This window comes from Desertibacillus haloalkaliphilus (assembly GCF_019039105.1).
Lineage (GTDB): Bacteria > Bacillota > Bacilli > Bacillales > KJ1-10-99 > Desertibacillus > Desertibacillus haloalkaliphilus.
Genome location: NZ_JAHPIV010000023.1, coordinates 1 through 19,801, shown reverse-complemented (window position 1 = coordinate 19,801; position 19,801 = coordinate 1). Strand labels below are relative to the sequence as shown.

The window sequence follows — 19,801 nt, the reverse complement described above, 5'->3', positions numbered from 1 at the left end:
ATGAGGACCATTTGAATATGATCGTTATTTTTTGACAATGATGTAATTGAGAGAAAAGAAGAGGTGGGACCATGAACGTTATTAAGAATGTGATGAAAAAGCCTTATGCCGCGATAAGTGCAGCAATTGTTTTCGTGTTGATGACAATATGGTTTCTGAATGGGGTGAGTGCACCGCCAACGATTGCGACAAATTGGCAAATCGATGTTATTGGTACGGATCGTGTAATTAACGCCGGTGAGGCGACAGATATTCAACTGTTCTTGGAAGACGATATGGGAGACCCAATTACAGATGCCAATGTGACCGTCATTCTAGATATGCCGAATATGGTGCATCATATGAAGAAGAAAATGAACCATGTTGAAGGTGGTCTTTACGAAACAGAGGCTGTAGTATCAATGGGTGGTACATGGATTGGAATGGTTGAGGCTAGCAAAGGAAGTCAAGTGTTTTACGACCAGTTTCATTTACGTGCAGAGGGGCCTATCGTTTCTAAGGGATACCGAGACCCGACAGATCATATAAACCTTGAACAACCAATGCCTACATGGGTAGAACATCAATTGCAGTAGATTATTTTAGGGGTTGTCTTAAAAGGAGCGATGGTAGAGCAACCCCTAAAGTAATTTTTATAATAAGAGCATCTCCTCAAGCGGAGCAATCATATTGATCATGTACATCGATGCTTCGTGTTCTTTTCCTTCAGAGATAAAATCATTATACGTACGGTAGCAGTCAATGATTAGTAGTTTCTTCTCTTCGAATTCTTCCTCGGTCATTAAAGGTGGTGCTTGTTCGGCCATTTCTTCATCGAGACAAAACATTGAATATCGATCCATGTATTCTTTATAATCCATCGTAAATTGTAATTTTGCTTTCATCAGCTATTCCCCTTCATTTTAAAACATTCGTTTTCGATCATATCTATATTTAAAGAAAGATGCAAGGTTATGAGCATGTCGATTTGTTGAAGATTTTATCCATTGACATATTAATTAATACACGATTACATTTAAAAGCATGAGTCGAACATAAAAGAATTCAAGTGACACAGAAGGTGGAGAGATAGATGCATTTTGATGGTCAGCGAATTTTACCAGCTATACGTAATATGAAAGAGTTTGAGGCGTTAATAAAAAGTGATTTTACGTATATCGTTCTATTAAATAGCCATGTCGGTCAGTTAAGAAGTCTTGTTCAGCATGCAAAACAAGCTAAGAAAAAAATTCTTGTTCATGCCGATCTTATCTCTGGTCTTAAAAATGACGAGTATGCGGCACAGTTTTTGTGTCAAGATATCCGGCCAGCTGGCTTAATATCAACCCGAAAAAGCGTAGTACTTACTGCTAAGAAAAATGGGCTTTATGCGATACAACGATTATTTTTACTTGATTCGATTGCCCTAGAATCAAGTTATAAGCTTCTTGAGGTGACTAAACCCGATTATATTGAAGTATTGCCAGGTGTTATGCCTCATATTATTACAGAAGTTTATGAGAAAACAGGGATTCCAATTATTGCAGGAGGACTAATACGAGAAAAAGAGGAAGTAGATATGGCACTAAAAGCAGGTGCCTTAACAGTAACAACATCACGAAAAAACCTTTGGGAATGATTGATTGGCTTTGTTCACAAACTCGAAAAAAAGGATTGACAACGTTTTCATTTAGAATTACAATGTATTTAAGTTAATACGTTGTGCAGGAGCTTAGGAGACCGAAACAGTTACTTATCTAGTAGCAAGACTAGATAGGATGTTTCTGGTCTCCTTTTTTTGTTGCAAAAGAATGGGGGGAGTACAAATGTCGGTATTTCTAGGTGAACTGATTGGTACAATGATCATTATCATTTTCGGGGGAGGTGTCGTTGCTGGTGTTGCACTAAAACAAACAAAGTCCGAAAATTCCGGCTGGATCGTGATTACAGCGGCATGGGGGCTTGGTGTTGCAACTGCGATTTATGCGGTAGGAGCGATCAGCGATGCCCATTTAAATCCAGCGGTGACCGTGGGGATGGCATTAATAGGAGAATTTTCTTGGGCACTCGTTCCGGGTTATATCGGAGCTCAGTTGATAGGGGCATTTATCGGTGCCGTTTTAGTTTGGTTGCATTATTATCCACATTGGCAGGCAACAGAAGATCAAGGTGCAAAGCTTGGAGTGTTTTCAACAGCCCCAGCGATTCGGCATACACCATCAAATTTCTTTGGTGAGGTATTAGGTACATTTATGTTAGTGTTAGGAATTTTATTTATTGGAGCCAATGAATTTACAGAAGGTCTGAACCCATTAATCGTTGGACTGTTAATCGTTGTTATTGGTTTATCGTTAGGTGGGACAACGGGTTATGCGATCAATCCAGCACGTGACTTGGGACCGAGAATCGCTCATTTTCTATTACCAATCGCAGGTAAGGGTAGCTCAGATTGGAAATATTCTTGGATTCCTGTCGTTGGACCAATCATTGGTGGGGGATTAGGAGCATTGTTTTATGCCGCAGCATTTGAGGGAATTTATTATCGTGCCCTTTGGATATTTTTGGCAGCGTTTGCAGTTGTTACGATCCTATCGATCGTGTTAAATAAAAAGGAAACAAAAAATGTTGCTACGCATGATCACAGCGATATCGCAGCGTGATAAATATAATAATAGACATCAAGTGAACTATTGGAGGGGTAGAGAATGGAAAAGAAATATATTCTTTCGTTAGACCAAGGGACAACAAGTTCAAGAGCAATCCTGTTTACTAAAGAAGGGGCAATTGCAGGTAGTGCACAAAAGGAATTTGAGCAGATCTTTCCTAAGCCGGGCTGGGTTGAACATAATGCTAATGAAATATGGTCATCGATTTTAGCTGTTGTAGCAGAAGTGATGGAGACAAACGAAGTCAAACCAACTGAAATAGCTGGAATTGGAATTACAAATCAACGGGAAACAACAGTTGTTTGGGATAAACATACGGGGAAACCAATCTATCATGCTATTGTTTGGCAATCGCGTCAAACGGCAGACATTTGCGAACAATTAAAAGATCAAGGATATGAAACAATGGTTCGCGATAAAACAGGTTTGCTTATCGACGCTTATTTCTCAGGGACGAAAGTAAAGTGGATCTTAGACAATGTCGAAGGGGCAAGAGAAAAGGCTGAAAAAGGTGATCTGTTATTCGGGACCATCGATACGTGGCTCATTTGGAGGATGTCAGGTGGGAAGGCACATGTAACAGATTACTCGAACGCATCTCGAACGTTACTCTACAATATTTATGATTTATGCTGGGATGATGAATTATTAGAGATGCTTGATGTACCTAAAGCGATGCTCCCTAATGTTCGACCATCATCAGAGGTGTATGCGAAGACGATTGATTACCATTTCTTTGGTGAAGAAATTCCAATCGCTGGTGCCGCTGGTGATCAGCAAGCGGCTTTATTCGGTCAAGCTTGTTTTGAAGAGGGGATGGCGAAAAACACCTACGGTACGGGCTGCTTCATGCTCATGAATACGGGTGAACAGGCGGTCACATCAAAGCACGGGTTACTCACGACACTAGCTTGGGGGATTGATGGTAAGGTTGAATATGCTCTTGAAGGAAGTATTTTTGTTGCTGGATCTGCCATTCAATGGTTACGTGATGGCTTACGGATGATTAAATCTGCAGCGGACTCGGAGGAGTATGCGACAAGAGTAGAATCAACGGACGGGGTTTATGTTGTCCCTGCATTTGTCGGACTTGGTACACCGTATTGGGATAGTGAAGCCCGAGGGGCCATTTTTGGGATAACAAGGGGGACGGAGAAGGAACATTTTATCCGAGCAACGTTAGAATCGCTTGCTTATCAAACAAAAGACGTTGTCAAAGCAATGGAGGCAGATGCGGGAATTTCATTGAAAAAGCTTCGTGTTGATGGTGGTGCTGTAGCTAACGAGTTTTTAATGCAATTTCAGAGTGATATGCTCGATGTTCCGGTTGAACGCCCAACTATTAATGAAACAACGGCGCTCGGGGCTGCTTATTTAGCGGGCTTAGCGGTAGGGTTTTGGGATAGTAAAGATCAACTCGCCAAGCAGTGGAAGGTTGAACGACAATTTGAGGTTGGTATGGACCAAGAGCAACGTGAGAGCTTATATGAAGGCTGGAAAAATGCTGTTGCAGCGACGATGCAGTATAAGTAATAGTTTGTAAAAAAGAAGCAGTGAAGCTCTTTTCAAAACAAGATAATTTCGTTATAATAAAGATAAGTTAATAAATGATTGGTCGGAGATTAGGAGAGACCACAACACTCTACATATTATATGTATATATAATTGTAGAGCTGTTGTGGTCTTTTTTTGCTCTCATTAACCAATATACTGAAAGGGTGTAAGAGATGACTACTACATTTTCAAGTTTAGATCGTTCTCACTATTTAGAAAAAATGAGTAAACAAACGCTTGATATCCTTGTGATTGGTGGAGGAATTACAGGAGCAGGAATTGCTCTTGATGCGCAAGTGCGTGGGTTAAATACAGGTTTAATTGAGATGCAAGATTTTGCTGCTGGAACTTCAAGTCGTTCAACGAAGCTTGTGCATGGTGGTTTGCGTTATTTGAAACAATTCGAAATCAAGCTAGTCGCTGAAGTTGGGAAAGAACGAGCGATTGTATATGAGAATGCCCCACATGTGACGACACCTGAGTGGATGTTACTACCAATGATTCAAGGCGGAACATTTGGGAAAACAGCAACCTCTGTTGGCTTAAAAGTCTATGACTTTTTAGCTGGTGTAAAAAAAGATGAACGACGTAAGATGCTAAACAAAGCAGCGACATTAGAAAAAGAACCATTAATTCGTAAAGATAAATTAAAAGGTGGCGGTATTTACGTAGAATACCGTACCGATGATGCGAGACTAACACTTGAAGTCATGAAGGAAGCTGTACAACGTGGGGCGACAGCTGTTAACTATGCAAAAGCTGATGACTTTATCTATGAGAACGCAAAAGTTGTTGGCGTAAATGTCACTGATCAGCTAACAGGAAAAACGTATACGATTTATGCAAAAAAGATTGTGAATGCAGCAGGACCATGGGTTGATACCTTACGTGAAAAGGACCAGTCTAAAAAAGGGAAATACCTTCATCTAACAAAAGGTGTCCATTTAGTCATTGATGGTGACCGATTCCCATTAAAGCAAGCCGTCTATTTTGATACAGAAAAAGATGGACGGATGGTATTTGCGATTCCGCGTGACGGAAAGACCTATGTAGGTACAACGGACACATTCTATGAAGATGATATTATCGTTCATCCAAGAATGACAACAGCTGACAGAGATTATATTATCAATGCGGTTAATTATATGTTCCCATCCGTAAAGTTGACGACAAAGGACATTGAATCAAGTTGGTCAGGATTACGCCCATTGATTCATGAAGAAGGAAAAAGTGCATCCGAGATCTCGAGAAAAGATGAAATTTTCTTTTCGGAATCCGGGTTAATTTCAATTGCAGGTGGGAAGTTAACAGGTTATCGAAAGATGGCTGAACGTATTGTGGATATTGTCGCTAAAGACCTTGGGAACAAACAACCATGCACAACGGATCAAGTTCGTTTATCTGGTGGAGATGTTGGCGGATCAAGGCAATTTGACCGGTTCGTTAAAGAGAAAACAGAAGAAGGAATGAATCTTGGTTTCTCAGAGAGTGAGGCGCGTAAGTTAACGAAGTTATATGGATCGAACGTAACAAACGTCTATAAGATTGTAAAAGAACAAAAGCAAAAGGCTAAGGAGAATCATCTACCTATTGATGTATATGCGGGACTTGTTTACGGTATTGAGGAGGAAATGGTTTCCTCACCAGTTGATTTCTTTAATCGCCGGACTGGAGCTGTTCTTTTTAATATTGATTGGGTACAAAAGTGGAAACAACCAGTGTTAGATTATATGAAAAAACGTTTTAGTTGGACTGAAGAGGAGACGCTTCTTCATAAAAACAAACTAGAACAAGATCTTCACTATGCGACGACACCGATTGAAGAAGATGTGATTGAAGATAAAAAAGTAATCTAGGAACAAGGGCTTTCCCTGCTGTTATCTCAGACAATTTGAGGTGAGCAGTTAAGGGATAGCCCTTTTTTAAAAGGATGAAGGTCAAGTTCTGAAGATAGATTGTAAATCACTAGAAATAAGAAGGAACAAATCATTTAAAATGGAATTATTAATGAGGGTAGAGCATTTAATATAAAAGTAATCAAAAATACATGTTACGGAGGTTTATATGAGTTGGAAAGAGGAGTATGAACGATGGAGTCGTTTTAAGCACTTAGAAGAAGGATTAAAACAAGAGTTAGAAGACATGAAAAATGATTTGACCCAGCTCGAGGATTGCTTCTATAAGACATTAGAGTTCGGTACAGGTGGGATGCGAGGAGAGATTGGTCCTGGTCCTAATCGAATGAATACATATACGGTAAGAAAAGCTGCGAAAGGTTTAGCCAGTTATATTGAATCTGAAAGTGAGGATGCCAAAAAACGGGGAGTAGTCATTGCTTATGATTGTCGTCATTTTTCACGTGAGTTTGCGCACGAAGCAGCTGCAACGCTTGGGAACTGTGGGATACAAACGTACGTCTTCCATGAATTAAGACCAACCCCTGAGCTGTCTTTTGCAGTTCGGCATTTACAAGCGTTTGCTGGTATTGTCATTACAGCAAGCCATAACCCTCCGGAATATAATGGTTTCAAAGTTTATGGGCCAGATGGTGGTCAATTGCCGCCAAAAGAAGCTAATGAGTTAATTGAACATGTTAAACGCATTGATGATGAATTGACAATTGAGGTTGCTAATGAACGAGAGTTGAAAGCAAATGGTCTTTTGAAAGTGATTGGAGAAGAAATTGATCGTGCTTATAATGAAGCATTGCAGTCAATTATTGTCAACCAAGGACTTGTGCAAGCGTATGGGAAAGATGTTTCAATTGTTTTTTCACCGTTGCACGGGACCGCCAATGTTCCTGTCCGTACCGTCTTAGAATCATCGGGATTTACCAATGTCACTGTCGTCAAAGAACAAGAGCTTCCAGATCCAAACTTTTCAACTGTAAAATCTCCTAATCCAGAAGAGCATGCGGCATTTGCATTAGCGATTGACTATGGAAAAAAGCTAGACGCAGATGTATTAATTTCTACAGATCCTGATGCTGACCGTGTCGGGGTGGCTGTTAAAGATCCCGATGGAGAATACACAGTGCTAACCGGAAATCAAACAGGAGCACTTATGCTTGAGTACCTCTTATCTCAAAAGAAAGCTCTCGGAACATTACCTAAAAACGGTGTGGTTCTAAAAACGATCGTTACCTCTGAATTGGGGCGTAAAATTGCAGAGACGTATGGCATCGAAACGATTGATACACTCACTGGCTTTAAATTTATTGGTGAGAAGATGAAGGAATATGAACAAACAGGTGAGTATAAGTATCTATTTGGTTATGAAGAAAGCTATGGGTATTTGTTAGGTGATTTTGTAAGAGATAAGGATGCTGTACAGGCGTGTTTATTTGCTTGTGAGATGGCTACGTACTATAAAACCCGAGGGATGACGCTTTACGAAGGTTTACTAGAGGTGTTTGAGAAGTATGGATACTATCTTGAAGGTCTCGAATCGTTGACGTTAAAAGGGAAGGTGGGTCTAGAGCAGATTGATAAGATTATAACTTCCTTTCGAGAACAGCCACCAACAAAGGTTAATGGGCAGAATATTAATGTGATTGAAGATTATCTAGTAAGTAAGCGAACTAAAAGAATGGAGGAATCAACCGAAGTCATCACTCTTCCTGTTTCAAATGTACTCAAGTATAAACTACAAGATGGTAGTTGGTTCTGTATTCGACCATCAGGAACTGAACCAAAGGTGAAGTTTTATTTTGGAGTCAAACGTGATACGTACGAAGAAAGTAGCCAAGCATTACAAGCAATAAAAGATGCTGTTATGAAGCAAGTATATTCAAACATAGAGTCTAATGGTAATTGAAAAGAATTTGATAAATGCTGGCTAAAGAACGTTTAACATAAAGCGGTGTTCTGAGGTATGAGTAAAATGTTTTTGTGAAGAAATGATTAAGCCCTTTGTAAGATTGGTGATCAACAAAAAAAGTGAAATAAAAATATATTAGAATAGAAAGAATGATCCTACTGAAATAAAATGTTTTCAATAGGATCATTCTTTTTTATTTATCTATATCAAAAAATTTCACATAGCTATTAATTCTGGAAAGGAAGCTTGATTCATCACGTGGGAAGAGGCTGTACTTGGCGTTGAGAAAGAGTGAAAATGATAAGTGAGTTACTTCCAGCTATGTGTTTATTTCCCTAGCAACATGCGCTACTTTACGTTCATATCAGTCTTTATATTAATATAGTAAATAGACATAAAGTTTCGAATCTTATTATTTTAAGGAATTATATTTTAAAAACTATTTATCCCGTTTATAATTGTGACATCGATTAATGAAATAAATTTTTGCGTTCTTTTTTACTATATTGTCAAAATTTTATAACAGGAAGGGGAAACAAGAATGGCTAAGGAACGTAAGGGGTTTTTTCAACGTTTTTTGGATCGTGTTGAAATTGTAGGTAATAAACTACCACACCCAATTACTTTATTTGCAATTTTATCATTAGTAGTAATTTTCGTCTCTGCAATTATATCGGCATTTGGTGTAAGTGTAGAGCATCCTGGACGAGAAGGTGAAATGGTTGAAGTCCAGAACTTACTGAGCGCAGAAGGAATCCAATATATTTTCACAAGTATGGTTGATAACTTCATAGGGTTCGCTCCGTTAGGTGTTGTACTAGCAACGATGTTAGGTATCGGACTAGCTGAGCGAACAGGCTTAATAAGTGCTTGTTTACGTGGCTTTGTTTTATCGATTCCACAGCGCTTAATTACTGCAGGACTTGTGTTTGCAGGGATTATGTCTAGTGTGGCTTCAGATGCGGGTTATGTTGTTCTACCGCCACTAGGAGCTTTAATCTTCGCAGCGATTGGTCGTCATCCGCTTGCTGGTTTAGCAGCAGCGTTTGCTGGAGTATCAGCTGGTTTTAGTGCTAACTTATTCTTATCTGCAACGGACCCAATGCTTGGGGAGTTAACGATTCAAGCAGCGAGTATCATTGACCCAGCGTATGCTGAGACAATGAATATTGCGATGAACTATTACTTTATTATTGCTTCTGTATTCCTACTTACAATTGTAGGTGCGTGGGTGACTGAGAAAGTTGTTGAACCACGTCTTGGTGAGTACAAAGGTGAGTACCGTGAAGATATTAAAGGTCTTGATGCGATTGAAAGAAAAGGTCTGATATGGTCTGTCCTTGCACTTGCGGTGGCATTAGTAGCAACAGCGCTATTGATTTTACCACCAGATGCACCGTTACGTGGTGAAGACGGTGGAATTATCCAATCTCCATTCATGTCTTCATTAGTGCCAATTATTATGATTTTGTTCTTTGTTCCTGGACTTGTTTACGGAATTGTTACGAAAAATATTCGTAATGACAAAGACGTTGCGAACCAATTATCAGATACAATGTCTGCGATGGGGATGTTTATCGTTCTAGCCTTTACAGCGGGTCAATTCGTAGCATTCTTCGCAGAGACAAACCTAGGACTAGTGATTGGTGTGTACGGGGCGGAATTCCTACAATCGATTAACTTCTCAGGTATTCCGTTAATTATTGGCTTTATTCTTGTAGCTGGGTTTATTAACCTATTTATCGGAAGTGCCTCTGCAAAATGGGCAATGATGGCTCCAATCTTCGTGCCAATTATGATGCAGCTTGGTTATTCACCAGAAATGACGCAAATGGCATACCGAATTGCCGATTCAACAACAAATATCATTACACCACTAATGACATACTTTGCGATTATCATCGCATTTGCACAAAAGTATGATAAGAAAATGGGAATTGGTACACTGATCTCTGTTATGTTCCCATACACAATTATCTTTACAATTATTTGGACCCTGATGCTTATTGTTTGGATGGTATTAGGAATTGACCTTGGACCAGGGTCTCCAATTCTTTACCAACAATAAGTATAAACAAATAACGTTAATAAAAAGCGTCAGCAAGGTCTTTAGAGACTTTGTTGGCGTTTTTTCATTATAGAGATATAAGTAGGTTTGGGTTTGAACGGATCAAGTTTTACTCATTGGAATATTAGGAACTATTCGTGAAAAGTCGAAGAAAAGTGTATATTTTTTCATCATCAGCGCCTTCCTTTCATAAATTGTATAAATGACAAGTGAAGGAGGCGTTGTACGTGCTAACGGAGGACAGGAAAGCAATCGAATATGCGATTGAAGAAATTAACGAGATTGCTAAAGGGTTCGGGCTTGACTTTTTTCCAATGCGATATGAAATTTGTCCAGCGGAAATCATTTATACATTCGGGGCATACGGTATGCCGACAAGATATTCCCATTGGAGCTTTGGTAAACAATTTCACAAGATGAAGTTACAGTACGACCTTGGTTTAAGTAAAATTTATGAGCTTGTCATTAATAGTGATCCTTGTTATGCGTTTTTACTTGATAGTAATAGTCTAATTCAAAACAAAATGATTATTGCTCACGTGTTGGCACATTGTGATTTCTTTAAGAATAATGTACGGTTCTCAAATACAAGACGTGATATGGTTGAGAGTATGAGTGCAACGGCAGAACGTATTTCAAATTATGAAATGATACACGGGAAAGAGGAAGTTGAGAGGTTTTTAGATGCAGTGTTATCAATTCAAGAACACATTGATCCTAGCCTTTTGCGACCGAAGTTAAGCTGGCATATTGATGATGAAGAGGATGAGGAAGAACTTACAAAAGCCGAAACCCCATATGACGATCTTTGGGATTTAGATAAAAAGCCAAGTAGCGTTCCAAAAAGACGCACGAAAAAGCAATTTCCACCCAAGCCAGAAAAAGACTTGCTGTTATTTATTGAAGAATATAGCCGAGAGTTGGAACCTTGGCAACGAGATATCCTCACAATGATGCGTGAAGAGATGTTATATTTCTGGCCGCAGCTTGAAACGAAAATTATGAACGAAGGTTGGGCTTCGTATTGGCATGCACGAATTTTACGCGAAATGGACTTAACATCTGAGGACACGATTGAATTTGCCAAGTTAAATGCTGGCGTTGTCCAACCGTCGACAACAACGATTAACCCTTATTATCTCGGTTTGAAGATTTTCGAGGACATTGAAGAACGCTATAACAACCCAACTAAAGAGATGCAAGAACGTCAAGGCGTGCAACCAGGAAGTGGGCGGGATAAAATCTTTGAAGTCCGTGAGATTGAGTCTGACATCTCGTTCATTCGTAATTATTTAACGAAAGACCTCGTTTTACGAGAAGATATGTATTTGTTCCAAAAGCAAGGAGCGGATTATAAAATTGTTGATAAGGAATGGCAGCATGTACGTGACCAGCTCGTTCAGTCACGAGTAAACGGTGGCTTTCCTTATTTAATGGTTACGGATGGAGACTATTTGAAAAGCGGTGAGTTATATATTACTCATTCGTATGAAGGGACTGAATTAGACGTAAGTTACCTTGAACGTGTTCTTCCATATATTTATCAACTGTGGGGAAGACCGGTTCATCTTGAGACAATTGTTAATGACAAGCAAATGGTATTTATTTATGATGGCAAGAAAGTTCATCGAAAGTATTTATAACGTTGGGAAGTGAAAATATTGCCATGAATAATTTCGTAGCAACCTCTAAACTGATTAGGGGTTGCTGCTTTTTTTCTTATATCGAGCATAAAAAGCATATAAAGAGTGTCTCTAAAGGTAATAAGCTAGCTTTAAAGACACTCGTGATGTTATCAACGGAAGGTTGGAAAGACGTACGGTTGATCCGGAGCTTCGATGACTTCAATTTCTCTTAAGTGGACAAGTGGGACAATGAATTCGTTATATTGAGACTGATCAATTGTGCCTGATATCTGTATCCATGTATCGTTTTCAAACTGTTCTGCTTCTGGAAATTCAACTAGCGTTCCGTAGACGGCTGCATCAGCCACACAGCATGTCATTGAAAAGCGAGCAACGACTAGCTGATTTTCTTCGAAGTCTGGTTCACGGTAGACGAATCCCATGATTTCAATTTCACGACCAATAAATTGATCCAAGTGCATATCTAAGACGGTCATAACATCTAGATAGTTTTCATCAGTAACGATGATCCGGTCTTCTTCAAGCAGCTCATTGGCAAGCTCATCATAATAGCTATTGAACCCTTCTTCTGTATAGAAATCCTCAATTGTGTAATGTTCAGTATCCGTATCACCACCATTTGCTAGCTCTCGATAGTATTGGTCAGGGTCATCTAAGAAAGCTTCAGCTCTAGCGGTCGAGTTTTGCTCGGGACTAGCTGCTGCTGGTGTTGGTTTTGAATAGAGACCTGAACCTAGTTGGATTCCTCGATTTGCAGCTACCGAGCTATCTAATACATGATCAGGGAGCATAAATCCCCCGACAATTGGTACGATGAAAATACCATAGACGATCAATTGACGTAGGCGCGAGCCGCTCATCCCATGGTCTGCACCACAGTCACAAGCGATTTCTTCCTCTTGGTTCTTTGCGGTGCTCCGGAGGATTTGTATCACTCCAAGGATAAGAAAAACCACCGTTGCAAAGTATATAAACGGCATCATTTTAGGAGAAATATACAATTGGATGCTCCCAGAAATGATAAAACCTAGTAAAAGAAGGGCAAATCCAATTAGGATAATTCCACGAATATAAGCATGGAAGCTTAAATTCTTAATTTCAATATCATTGTTCATCTACAATCTCCTTTCTATTTTTCAGGGCTCTCATTTGAGAGAAAACAATAACTTAAAGGATGAAGAATTGAAGCCCCATGATGGCGACGAAAACAACAACGGTTACAGTAATCATAAACGTAATAACAAATTTAGCTTTGAAAAAGGCAAATAGCATCACGGTGTTTTTTAAATCTAGCATTGGTCCATAGACTAAAAAGGCAATGATAGAGCCGGTCGTAAATGTACTCCCAAATGAAGATGCAACAAACGCGTCAGCTTCCGAACATAATGATAGTAGAAAAGCAAAAGCCATCATGACTGCTGTCGATGACCATTCATTTGAGCCGATTGCAGCTAGCAGGTTTCGATCTAAGAACGTTTGAAACAAGGATGCAATAAAAGCACCGGCAATCAAGTATTTACCCATTAAAAAGAATTCATCGGACGCATGATAGAACATTTGTTTAAAGCGATTCATTTGTCTAACAGGTACTTGACTAGTAGCGCCCTTTTGTTTTCCGATAAGTTCCTCCGTACTCCATTTTAATTGATCGCTATTCTTAAAGATGAGATATAAAATCGCACCAATCAGAATAGCCAGTACAAAAGCAAGCCCCATTCGTGAATAAAGAACGGATAAATCATTTCTAAATGCGAAGTACGTAGACGCTGCGACAATAGGGTTTAAAATCGGTGCTGCAACTAGAAAGACGACACCAATATGAAGCGGCATCCCTTTTTTTATTAAACGGCGAACAACGGGAACGATCGCACATTCACAAATCGGAAAAATGGCCCCTAAAACAGCTGCTGGGACTAAAGCAGACAAAGCATTACGAGGCAAGTACCGTTGAATTGTTTCCTCGGAAACATAAATTTGAATCAGCGATGAAAAAAAGACGCCTAATAAAATAAATGGAATCGCCTCAATGACAATACTTAAAAAGATCGTATTCACATTTAACCATGCTTGTGGGATCGAGTTAAACGCTTCTTGATCTTTAAAATAGTCAATATTAAAAAACAAAATTAAAAAGACGATTAACAACAGTAAGCCAATCAAGTCTTTCGTTACGGAAGAAAGAGACTCTTTTAATTTCATTGTAAGCGGTAATCTCCTATCCTTAAATAATAGTAATAACTCTAGTATTTTATCACATATTTAAGTGATAGAATGATGGAAATAAATAATAATCGTTCTGATTTGTGAAAAGTCTACCCGTATGGTAACGTAAAAGCATTATAATCACAAGTCATTACATATGGAGGCATAGTGATGGGAGAAAAAAAGATTCCAGTCTATCTAATTACTGGCTTCTTAGGCAGTGGTAAAACAACTGTACTAATGAAAGTTCTTAAAGAATTAAAGGAAAAGAACATGACCCCAGGCATTGTTTTAAATGAATTAGGTGAGGTAAATGTAGAAAGAGATTTATTTGAAAATGAACCATTACTTGAAATGCTGAATGGATGCATTTGTTGTACAATTCGAGAAGATTTGACGAAGGAGTTAGAAACGTTCATAACAACTGTCAACGATCATGAACGACCAGATGCATTACTTATAGAAGGAACTGGAGTAGCCAATCCAAGGGAGATTGTCGAGGCAATCACTTCACCAGCTTTATTTGAAGAGCTTGAATTAAAATCGATTGTTAGTTTGATCGATGCGAGTCATTACCTCGAATACCAAAGTATTTTTTCAAGTTCAAAAGAAATCCGTACCGTACTCAAACAACAGCTAACCAATGGGACACTTATTCTTTTAAATAAAGTCGATTTAATTTCCGCTGCAAAATTAGTTAAAGTACGTAAAAAAGTAAGAAGCACTGTAGATAATGAGCGTGTCTCGATTTTTGAAACCTCTTATGGTGATGTTGATGTTGAAGAAATTTTAAAACCGAGGGTGATAACGAAAACGGTTGATGGAGATCCTCAGCACAAGGACCATTCGAGTCACCACCACCATGATCATGATCACCATGTTTTTCAGACGATAAAAATTGATACTCCCCCCGTTTTAGATCGGACGAACTTAGAGAAGTGGTTAAAGGGATTGCCGGAACATGTCATCCGTGCAAAAGGAATGATCCAATTAAAAGAAACACCGGGTTATTTTCAATTTCAATTTTCCTCAAATCAGCTATCAATTAGCCGTATTGATCAAAAAAAACTAGCACCATGCATCATTATTATCGGTCACTCGATTGATGCAACTGAAATTGAACAATCATTTCAACGTCTAGTCTTAGGTTAATTTAGAGTCAAGCGAAGTTTAGTGGAAATGAATCCAACAATAAAGGGCTGTCACTAATGGAACAGCCCCTATATTATAGGGTTATAAGTATTGAAGAAGTGAGGTTGCGATTGAAAAATAAATGAGTAAGCCTAAAATATCATTTACGGTCGTAATAAATGGACCTGAAGCGATTGCAGGGTCTAATTTTAATTTTGTAATGATTACAGGTACAACAGCGCCTATGATTGTTGCAACGCTTAACGTTAAAAATAGTGATATTCCTACGATGAAGGCTAACATATAACTATCGTATAATAACGGAACAAGAATCATTAACACAACAGCACAGATGATGCCAAGCATAAGACCTGTACCAAATTCACGCTTAATCGTATTCAACAGCCCTTTCTTTTCAAAAGATCCTGTGGCTAACGCACGAACCATTACTGCCAGAGATTGCGTCCCTGTATTTCCAGCAGAGTCCATAATCAATGGAATAAATACAGCGAGTAATACAATCGCTTCAAGTGTTTCTTCAAATTGACCAATCACTTCGGCAGTAATTAAACCAAAGAACATTAATAAAATAATCCAAGGGGCACGCTTTTTTGCAGCGGTGAATGCACTAACATTAACGTCAGTAGCCCCTCTTGCAGCACTAATTTCACCAACATCTTCAGTTGTTTCTTCTTCGATAACATCAATGACATCATCGACGGTGATGATTCCAATCAATTCATTTGTACTCGTAACAACGGGTGCGGCCAGAAAGTCATAATCACGAATAATTTTAGCGACCTCTTCTTGGTCAGTATGAACTTCAACAGAAACAACACGTGAACTCATTAATTTCTCAACCTTTTCTTCGGTGGAGGCGATGATTAGATCACGTAATGAGACAACACCTACCAGTTTATCTTTATCGTCAACGACATAAAGATAATAAATCGTTTCAGCATTCGGTCCTTCTTGGCGAAGGAGTTCGATGACGTCAGAAGCCGTATTAGTTGCCCTAATGGATATATATTCCTTAGTCATAATCGCGCCAGCTGTTTCTTGTTCATAAGAAAGGAGTTCTTTTACATCATCGGCTTCATCTTTATCCATTGCATTTAGTATTGCCTTTGCATGTGGTTCGTTAAGTTCACTTAAAAAGTCGGCAATATCATCGGCATGCATCTGGTTAAACATCTCTGCAGCATAATTTTCTTCTAACTCTAAAACGAAATCTTCTTGCTCATCTAGCTCAAAACCTTGGAATATATCCGCAAATTCATCAGCTGTTACATATTGATACACAAGAGCCCGTTTTGTTTTATCTAAAGACCGAAAGAGCTCCATTTGGTCGGTCGGGTGAAGTTCCAAAAAGCTTTCACGAAAAGCTTCTTTCTTTTGTTCATCTAGTGATTGAATGATGTGATCAAAGTATTGCTCACGCTCTTCATCATCTAATCTTCTCATCGGGATACCTCCTTACCCGCTACGGTTTAGTCGGTGTGACTCCAATAACAACGTCGGTTAAAAAGTAAGAGCAAATATGCCAAATGGATTCCTATAACACTCTGCCTTATTCCTTAGCATGACAATTTTTACTTCATGGTATCCATGTCATAAGGAAGACAGTGTTGGTGTTTGTATGAAAACAACAAAAACATAAAAATATTGAAGGTTTATTGCTGATACAAGAATTATCACAAATATTACCTACGCCAAGACATATACTGAAATGTTAGTTATTTAATTGTCCAACCATAGCAGGGATTAAACACTACGAATCGCAGTGGAGTAGTTGCAACGACAAAGTCCAAACCAATGTAGACGATACATTGCCCATTTGAACAGAATTTTAGACTATTCGCTTCGCCCTTGCTAAAATCGTAATTTCTTGTTTACAAAACGTAATGATTACGATATAATTCTGATTATTGATAAATCGTAACAATTACGAAAGGGGTTATTTGATGAAGGTTAAAGCTAGTTTCTTTTTTGCAATTATTATTGTGTTATCATCATTTCTTGCTGCATGTGGAAACCAACAAGAAGATGCAAGCGAGACAAATGAAAATGAAGAGGAGACGTCTAATGAAACGTTAGATATTTTCACAACGATTTTTCCATTGGAGGATTTCACAAAGAAAATTGGTGGCGATTATGTTAATGTAACCAATGTTGTGCCTGTTGGGGGAGATGCGCATACATTTGAGCCTACACCTCAAACAATGGTTGATATTGCGGAATCAGATGCATTCTTCTATAATGGCATCGGAATGGAAGGATTTGCGGATGCTGTCATTGATTCTGTAGGTGAAGAGCTTCTCGTTGTTAAAGCATCAGAAGGTATTGATTTAATTGCTTATGACCATGATCACGGACATGAGCATGAAGAGCAAGGTCATGAGGAAGATCATGATCACGGACATGAGCACGAAGAGCAAGGTCATGAGGAAGATCATGATCACGGACATGAGCATGAAGAGCACAGTCATGAGGAAGATCATGATCATGGACATGAGCATGAAGATCAAGGTCATGAGGAAGAGCATAACCACGAAGGTGATGACGGTCACAACCATGATCATGGAGATGGAGACCCACATATTTGGTTAGATCCAATTTTATCGATCCAAGTAGCGGAAAATATAAAAGATGCATTAGTAGAACTATTGCCAGAAGCAGCAGAGGAATTTCAAGCGAACTTTGAGGTAGTCAAAGAAGAATTAGAAGGATTAGATCAAGAGTTCCAAGAGATGGTCGATGAAGCTTCTAAAAACACATTTATCGTTTCTCATGCAGGCTTTGGCTATTGGGAAGAGCGTTATGGATTACAACAGATGGGGATTACTGGATTATCACCGACAAATGAGCCATCTGCAAAGCAGTTAGAAGGAATTATTGATTTTGCGAATGATAATAATATTAACTACATTTTATTTGAACAAAATATTACGACTCAAGTAGCAGAGGTTGTTCAAGAAGAAGTTGGTGCTGAAGCCCTTGATCTTCATAATCTTGAAGCTCTAGTTCAAGAGGATATTGACAATGATGAAGACTACTTTAGTTTAATGAGAAGTAATATCGAATCATTGCGAACGGCACTTCAGTAATAAATCAATACGTAACATCTTTATAATTAACAGAGAGGCAGCAATTCCTTGATTACGATCTTGGAATTTGTTGCTTTTTTGTTTGTTTTGGGGTAGAAGAGCATCGGTTTAGGTAATACTAAGTTATTTTAATTGTCACAAAATAACCATTGACGTTGATAATCAATATCAATTAGAATAGTAGATGAGAATAAATATCATTTAAAGGGCAGTTTTAATACATCACAAATAGGGGGGCGAATTATGCAATCGTTATTAATCGTAGGGGCGGATCATTTAGGCTCAATACCAAAAAAATTAAATCAGTTGGGGTTTGAACAGGTTGAACATGTAAGTGGACGAAAAGTACAGATGGTTAAGAGGGCGATTCCTTCTCATGTTGATCTTATCCTAATATTGACAGACTATATCAACCATAACCTAACCTCAGTTGTCAAAAAGAAGGCAGGGGAACAAGATGTTCCGATTTGTTATGCGAAACGGTCATGGTGTTCGATTTATCAAGCAATAGGAAAGTGTACTGCCAGTTGTGATAGGGAGAATTGTTAACCGAAGCAAGTTTATATGCGAAGGAAACAAGTGATAAATATGAAATAATTTGATGATGCAGGACTTGGACGGAGTATAAAATGAAATACGTAAGAATTGGTTTGAAAGTAGGCATGTTGTCATTAAAATGGTTTTAATGAAGCAGGTAAAGATACCTGCTTTTTTACGTTGGTCTTTCTATAAGGATAGATTACGAGCAAGCTACAAGAAACTATTAGTGATATTGATAATTACTTTCAATTATTATATAGTAAACAGAGAGCCTACATATAAATTCAATTCATAAAATACAGTGCCAGAATAAACGTATAACCAGTAGCATGGATGAGGGGGGAGATGGCTTGGCAAAATCTAATGTCCCAATTAAAGCCGTAGCATTAGAGTTACTTTTAGAAGAGGCAAATAAAATAGAAAGTTTGATAAAGGCACAAGCAGGAAGTTTAAATGTCTCAACGTGTCCAGTCTATGAAGAAGTGTTAGATACGCATATCTATGGATTTTCAAAGACTGTTGAATTTATTACTCGTCTAAACTTAGTAAATGAACAGGAAGGGAAGGATCTATTAGCTGACCTAGAAAAGAAGTTACAACAACACTTAACGATTGCTTGATTTGGTTTGCAGGAAATTCCTATGCAAATACTTCGAGATTTTCAATTATCCCCTTTTACAGAGAAGAGGCTGTAGAAGAGGGATTTTTTGTATTACATATAGAAACTTTTGAAAAAAACGATAATGAAAATCATTGTAATTTATATTGAAATTAGATATTGAAAGTCAGATTATTTAAGGTGGATTGGATTAAATATGTGATGGATGATTGATTATGAATCATAGTGATATGGGGTGGTAGTTATGCATATTGAGGGCCTTGGGGATTATAAAGACGATTAGGAAACTTGTAAAGAGAGGATTAGTCGTAGCGTAGTCGGTCGACTAACTTTATGTAGAACAATGGGGGCGGGACAAAACTAGTTAAACGATTGGCAATGGCTTCGAGGCTAGGACAAAATGAACTGCCCCCTGTCAAGTAGACAGTGGAAATAATAAAAATGACCTAAGCGGCTTTAGCTCTATATTC

Annotated in this window: 16 protein-coding genes; 12 read left to right on the top strand and 4 right to left on the bottom strand. The window is 38.5% G+C overall.

The features are described from left to right. Window positions 1–71: 71 nt before the first annotated feature. Window positions 72–575 (top strand): FixH family protein, encoded by a 504-nt coding sequence (locus KH400_RS19620; protein WP_217227587.1) that lies wholly within the window; start codon window positions 72–74, stop codon window positions 573–575. Window positions 576–632: 57 nt separating this feature from the next. Here KH400_RS19620 and KH400_RS19615 read toward each other — a convergent pair whose 3' ends face one another. Next, complete coding sequence (locus KH400_RS19615) at window positions 633–884, bottom strand: hypothetical protein (RefSeq protein WP_217227586.1); 252 nt, start codon at window positions 882–884, stop codon at window positions 633–635. A 188-nt stretch (window positions 885–1,072) separates the two neighbouring features. Here KH400_RS19615 and KH400_RS19610 point away from each other — a divergent pair, with 188 nt between their 5' ends. From KH400_RS19610 to KH400_RS19580, 7 genes are all read left to right on the top strand, one after another. After that, the gene (locus KH400_RS19610) at window positions 1,073–1,618 is read left to right on the top strand and encodes a glycerol-3-phosphate responsive antiterminator (protein ID WP_217227585.1); all 546 of its coding nucleotides are present in this window, start codon (window positions 1,073–1,075) and stop codon (window positions 1,616–1,618) included. Between the two features lie 187 nt (window positions 1,619–1,805). After that, the gene (locus KH400_RS19605; RefSeq protein ID WP_217227584.1) at window positions 1,806–2,639 is read left to right on the top strand and encodes an MIP/aquaporin family protein; all 834 of its coding nucleotides are present in this window, start codon (window positions 1,806–1,808) and stop codon (window positions 2,637–2,639) included. A 45-nt stretch (window positions 2,640–2,684) separates the two neighbouring features. Beyond that, window positions 2,685–4,178: a glycerol kinase GlpK gene (glpK, locus tag KH400_RS19600; RefSeq protein WP_217227583.1), complete on the top strand. Its 1,494-nt coding sequence runs from the start codon at window positions 2,685–2,687 to the stop codon at window positions 4,176–4,178. 194 nt (window positions 4,179–4,372) lie between these two features. Continuing rightward, window positions 4,373–6,055 (top strand): glycerol-3-phosphate dehydrogenase/oxidase, encoded by a 1,683-nt coding sequence (locus tag KH400_RS19595; RefSeq protein ID WP_217227581.1) that lies wholly within the window; start codon window positions 4,373–4,375, stop codon window positions 6,053–6,055. A gap of 208 nt (window positions 6,056–6,263) precedes the next feature. Next, window positions 6,264–8,015 (top strand): phospho-sugar mutase, encoded by a 1,752-nt coding sequence (locus KH400_RS19590; protein WP_217227579.1) that lies wholly within the window; start codon window positions 6,264–6,266, stop codon window positions 8,013–8,015. Window positions 8,016–8,559: 544 nt separating this feature from the next. Next, complete coding sequence (locus KH400_RS19585) at window positions 8,560–10,086, top strand: AbgT family transporter (RefSeq protein ID WP_217227577.1); 1,527 nt, start codon at window positions 8,560–8,562, stop codon at window positions 10,084–10,086. 227 nt (window positions 10,087–10,313) lie between these two features. Continuing rightward, the gene (locus KH400_RS19580) at window positions 10,314–11,729 is read left to right on the top strand and encodes a SpoVR family protein (protein WP_217227576.1); all 1,416 of its coding nucleotides are present in this window, start codon (window positions 10,314–10,316) and stop codon (window positions 11,727–11,729) included. A gap of 152 nt (window positions 11,730–11,881) precedes the next feature. Here KH400_RS19580 and KH400_RS19575 read toward each other — a convergent pair whose 3' ends face one another. After that, on the bottom strand, window positions 11,882–12,847 hold the full coding sequence (locus tag KH400_RS19575) for a TIGR03943 family putative permease subunit (RefSeq protein ID WP_217227575.1): 966 nt from the start codon (window positions 12,845–12,847) through the stop codon (window positions 11,882–11,884). A gap of 52 nt (window positions 12,848–12,899) precedes the next feature. Next, entirely contained in the window at window positions 12,900–13,931 is a 1,032-nt protein-coding gene (locus tag KH400_RS19570) for a permease (RefSeq protein ID WP_217227574.1), read from the bottom strand. A 174-nt stretch (window positions 13,932–14,105) separates the two neighbouring features. Between KH400_RS19570 and KH400_RS19565 the strand changes: the two genes are divergently transcribed. Next, the gene (locus KH400_RS19565) at window positions 14,106–15,086 is read left to right on the top strand and encodes a CobW family GTP-binding protein (protein WP_217227573.1); all 981 of its coding nucleotides are present in this window, start codon (window positions 14,106–14,108) and stop codon (window positions 15,084–15,086) included. A gap of 81 nt (window positions 15,087–15,167) precedes the next feature. Here the strand turns inward: KH400_RS19565 and mgtE are convergent, their stop codons facing one another. Continuing rightward, window positions 15,168–16,529, bottom strand: a complete 1,362-nt coding sequence (gene mgtE, locus KH400_RS19560) for a magnesium transporter (protein ID WP_217227572.1) — start codon at window positions 16,527–16,529, stop codon at window positions 15,168–15,170. A gap of 500 nt (window positions 16,530–17,029) precedes the next feature. Between mgtE and KH400_RS19555 the strand changes: the two genes are divergently transcribed. The 3 genes from KH400_RS19555 to KH400_RS19545 all read left to right on the top strand — a co-directional run bounded on the left by KH400_RS19555 (window position 17,030) and on the right by KH400_RS19545 (window position 19,332). Then, a complete protein-coding gene (locus KH400_RS19555) occupies window positions 17,030–18,172 on the top strand; it encodes a metal ABC transporter solute-binding protein, Zn/Mn family (RefSeq protein ID WP_217227571.1) in 1,143 nt (380 codons plus the stop codon). A gap of 243 nt (window positions 18,173–18,415) precedes the next feature. After that, window positions 18,416–18,721, top strand: a complete 306-nt coding sequence (locus tag KH400_RS19550) for a DUF2325 domain-containing protein (RefSeq protein ID WP_217227570.1) — start codon at window positions 18,416–18,418, stop codon at window positions 18,719–18,721. Window positions 18,722–19,062: 341 nt separating this feature from the next. Beyond that, complete coding sequence (locus KH400_RS19545) at window positions 19,063–19,332, top strand: DUF1507 family protein (RefSeq protein ID WP_246589885.1); 270 nt, start codon at window positions 19,063–19,065, stop codon at window positions 19,330–19,332. Window positions 19,333–19,801: the final 469 nt, after the last annotated feature.

Excerpts from the sequence above, each read along its gene's own strand:
- KH400_RS19620 (WP_217227587.1), top strand. The coding sequence starts at position 72 with ATGAACGTTATTAAGAATGTGATGAAAAAGCCTTATGCCGCGATAAGT.
- KH400_RS19615 (WP_217227586.1), bottom strand. The coding sequence starts at position 884 with ATGAAAGCAAAATTACAATTTACGATGGATTATAAAGAATACATGGAT.
- KH400_RS19610 (WP_217227585.1), top strand. The coding sequence starts at position 1,073 with ATGCATTTTGATGGTCAGCGAATTTTACCAGCTATACGTAATATGAAA.
- KH400_RS19605 (WP_217227584.1), top strand. The coding sequence starts at position 1,806 with ATGTCGGTATTTCTAGGTGAACTGATTGGTACAATGATCATTATCATT.
- glpK (WP_217227583.1), top strand. The coding sequence starts at position 2,685 with ATGGAAAAGAAATATATTCTTTCGTTAGACCAAGGGACAACAAGTTCA.
- KH400_RS19595 (WP_217227581.1), top strand. The coding sequence starts at position 4,373 with ATGACTACTACATTTTCAAGTTTAGATCGTTCTCACTATTTAGAAAAA.
- KH400_RS19590 (WP_217227579.1), top strand. The coding sequence starts at position 6,264 with ATGAGTTGGAAAGAGGAGTATGAACGATGGAGTCGTTTTAAGCACTTA.
- KH400_RS19585 (WP_217227577.1), top strand. The coding sequence starts at position 8,560 with ATGGCTAAGGAACGTAAGGGGTTTTTTCAACGTTTTTTGGATCGTGTT.
- KH400_RS19575 (WP_217227575.1), bottom strand. The coding sequence starts at position 12,847 with ATGAACAATGATATTGAAATTAAGAATTTAAGCTTCCATGCTTATATT.
- KH400_RS19570 (WP_217227574.1), bottom strand. The coding sequence starts at position 13,931 with ATGAAATTAAAAGAGTCTCTTTCTTCCGTAACGAAAGACTTGATTGGC.
- KH400_RS19565 (WP_217227573.1), top strand. The coding sequence starts at position 14,106 with ATGGGAGAAAAAAAGATTCCAGTCTATCTAATTACTGGCTTCTTAGGC.
- mgtE (WP_217227572.1), bottom strand. The coding sequence starts at position 16,529 with ATGAGAAGATTAGATGATGAAGAGCGTGAGCAATACTTTGATCACATC.
- KH400_RS19555 (WP_217227571.1), top strand. The coding sequence starts at position 17,030 with ATGAAGGTTAAAGCTAGTTTCTTTTTTGCAATTATTATTGTGTTATCA.
- KH400_RS19550 (WP_217227570.1), top strand. The coding sequence starts at position 18,416 with ATGCAATCGTTATTAATCGTAGGGGCGGATCATTTAGGCTCAATACCA.